This window comes from Streptomyces europaeiscabiei (genome assembly GCF_001550375.1).
In the GTDB taxonomy this organism is placed as follows: Bacteria; Actinomycetota; Actinomycetes; order Streptomycetales; family Streptomycetaceae; genus Streptomyces; species Streptomyces europaeiscabiei.
The window spans coordinates 1-2898 of record NZ_LRTR01000259.1; the positions used below are offsets into that span (position 1 = coordinate 1).

The 2898-nt window shown below is 71.6% G+C and carries 2 protein-coding genes and 1 pseudogene; 2 read left to right on the forward strand and 1 reads right to left on the reverse strand.

Going from position 1 to position 2898, the window contains the following annotated elements:
- Positions 1 to 72 precede the first annotated feature (72 nt).
- A complete protein-coding gene (locus tag AWZ10_RS12540; RefSeq protein WP_060891095.1) occupies positions 73 to 576 on the reverse strand; it encodes a hypothetical protein in 504 nt (167 codons plus the stop codon).
- A 249-nt stretch (positions 577 to 825) separates the two neighbouring features.
- Here AWZ10_RS12540 and AWZ10_RS12545 point away from each other — a divergent pair, with 249 nt between their 5' ends.
- Both AWZ10_RS12545 and AWZ10_RS12550 read left to right on the forward strand, forming a co-directional pair.
- The gene (locus AWZ10_RS12545) at positions 826 to 2481 is read left to right on the forward strand and encodes an alpha/beta hydrolase (protein ID WP_060891096.1); all 1656 of its coding nucleotides are present in this window, start codon (positions 826 to 828) and stop codon (positions 2479 to 2481) included.
- Between the two features lie 186 nt (positions 2482 to 2667).
- Positions 2668 to 2898: pseudogene (locus tag AWZ10_RS12550) on the forward strand (ArsR/SmtB family transcription factor); the annotation flags it as partial.

Here is a 2898-nt window from a genome sequence, read left to right on the forward strand (position 1 = left end):
GCCGGGGCCGACGGCCGCGCCCCGCTCCGAGGAGCGGGGCGCGGCCCTGGTCGTAGGCGGTGCGGGGGACGGTCAGTAGAGGGCGATCCTCGGGTGGAGAGTGCCCTCGGACGCCGGGTCGGTGACGGTGACGCGGTAGACCTCGGTGAGGGCGCCGCCGGCGGGCAGTGTGCGCCGCGCGGTGGTCAGGTCGGTGAAGAGGGTGCCGGTCTGGCTGCCGAGGCCGACGGCCTTCCAGCAGCCGTCGGCGGTGCGGCGTTCGACCTGGACGTCGGTCGGGTCGAGGAACGGGCCGGCGTCCGGTGACTCCACCAGCAGCTGGGGGGCGACGGTCCGGTCCGCCGCCGAGTCGTTGCGGTAGGTGAGGGTGACCGTGTGGCTCTCGCCGTCCGCGATGAGCGGGCCGGTGGCGAGATCGACGAAGTCGACGGGTAGGGCGGACGCCTGCTCGGCCGTGGACACGGTGGTGGCGGTCCGCGGCGGGGCCGCCGCGGCGGGCCCCGCCAGGGCGAGAGCGGCGGCCGCCGCGGTCACGGCGAGGAGGGCGATCCTGAAACGGCTGTTCTTGGACGACACGTGCGCGGATCCTTCGTGATCGTGGGGGGCCGGCCGGGCCCCGTCACTGGACACCGGCCAGGGGTGTTCCAAGATTACGAAGGGATGCTCGAAGACGGTAACTACCGCCAGGTAGTGAAGAGATATTGTGGAATGTCGGCCACGGTGGCACCCGTCTGGCCATTTCCCCCTCTCTTGGGTTAGACATTCTCCGACCTCACCTCGACCAGTGGGGTCCAGGGGATTCAACAGCCCAGGGGGGCAACACCCATGACCACGTATCACGCGACGAGACGCGTCTCGCGTCTCAGACTCGTCGGGGCCGCGCTGACCGCGCTCGTCCTCGCCGCGACGGGGACGGCGACCCAGGCGATGGCCGCGCAGACCGCGACGCAGAAGACCCAGTCGTCGAAGACACCGCCGCCGCCCGTGCCGACCCTCACCTGGTCCGACTGCCAGGGCGGCTTCGAGTGCGCGAACGCCGACGTGCCGCTGGACTACCGGGCGCCGCAGGGCACCAAGATCACCCTCGCGGTCGTCCGCAAGAAGGCCGCCGACCAGACGAAGCGCAAGGGCACGCTCTTCATGCAGCCCGGCGGGCCGGGCAACTCGGGGGTGGACTTCGTCCGCAACAACCACGCGGGCCTCCCTGCCGCGTTGCGCGACTCGTTCGACGTCTTCGGCTACGACGTCCGTGGTGTCGGCCGCAGTTCGGCGCTCACCTGCTTCGACGACGCCCGCTACACCAAGGCCGTCACCGACGCCAAGGGCGTCCCGGGCCCTGACGCCTTCGGTCCGGCGCTGAGCGAGGCCGCCGAGTTCGACCAGGCCTGCCAGACCAACTCGGGCTCGCTGCTGCCGTACGTCGGCACGGAGTACGTCGCCCGTGACATCGACCTGCTGCGTCAGGCCCTCGGCGAGGAGCAACTGACCTACTACGGCCGCTCGTTCGGCTCGTACATCGGCACCGTCTACGCCGCGATGTTCCCGAAGCGGGTGCGGGCGCTGACCCTCGACGGGGCGTACGACCCCGACCACTACGCCAACCGCCCGTACGCCTACGACCGTACGCAGTATCTGGCGCTGGACGGCGCGATGAGCCGCTTCCTCGACTGGTGCGCCGCCGACCAGGCGATCTGCGGCTTCGGCGACGGGGACCCGCGCGGGGCGTTCGAGCAGCTGAAGAAGGACCTCGACGCGAACCCCGTGACCACCGCGAGCGGTGCCAAGGCCAACGGCTACACCCTGGTCTACCGGCTGATGTTCAACATCAACGAGGGCAAGGTCATCTGGCCCTCGCTCGGCGCGGCCCTGCGCAAGGCGCAGTTGCGGGACAACACCTCGTTCCTGCTGCGTCCGCCGTCCCCGGCCAGCTTCGACTTCCTCGGCCCGAACGTGGTCGTCGAGTGCGTCGACAAGGACTACCCGAAGAGCCTGCGCAAGCTGGAGTGGAACGTCAAGGCCAACGCGAAGGACGCGCCGCTGCTGGGCCCGGCCATGGCGTTCGGTCCGCCGACCTACGACCACCAGCACGCCACCGCGTGCGTCCAGTGGCCCGCCGAGAAGGTCAGCCGCTACGACGGCTCCTTCCGGGCCAGGGGCTCGGCGCCGATCCTGGTCCTCGGCACCACCGGTGACCCGGACACCCCCTACCGGGACGCCGTCGCCCTGTCCCACCAGCTCGACAACGCCGCGCTGGTGACGTTCGACGCCGAGGGCCACACCGCGTTCGGCCGCAGCGCCTGCGCGACGGACGCGGTCATCAACTACCTCGTCGACCTGAAGGTCCCGGCCGCCGGCACCACCTGCGCGGACGAGACCCAGCCGCCGTCCTCCACCCCGAAGACGGCCCCGCCCGGCACGACGCTCAGCGAACTCCGCAACGGCGTCAACGAGCGCGTCGACCGCATCGGCGAAGTGAGCTGACCCGGCTGACCGTCCGGTGAACCGACCGGCTGACCGGCCGGTGAACTGATCGACCGACACGAACCCCGGGGCGCCCGCCCCTCCACGGCGAGCGCACCGGGGTTCCGCACGTCTGGGCACGTTCGCGGCACGTCCGCGGCACGTTCGCGGCACGTCGAGCCGCGCAGATCTGGGGGGAGCGGGCCGGTGGGGCTGCGGATCCATTTCACGTACGAGGACCTGGCCCGGGTGGTCCTCGCGGAGGAGCCCGATCCGCTGTGGGAGGGGCTGCTCAGCCTGCATCTGCTGCAGAACCGCGACGGCCCCCTGGTCTTCGGCCGCTGGCGGCGCGCGACCCGCGGCCACTTCGACCCGGAGCTGCCGCGGCTGCGCCGTCTCGCCCCGCCGCGCGGCTACTCGGCGGACTTCCTGACCCCG

Excerpts from the sequence above, each read along its gene's own strand:
- AWZ10_RS12545 (WP_060891096.1), top strand. The coding sequence starts at position 826 with ATGACCACGTATCACGCGACGAGACGCGTCTCGCGTCTCAGACTCGTC.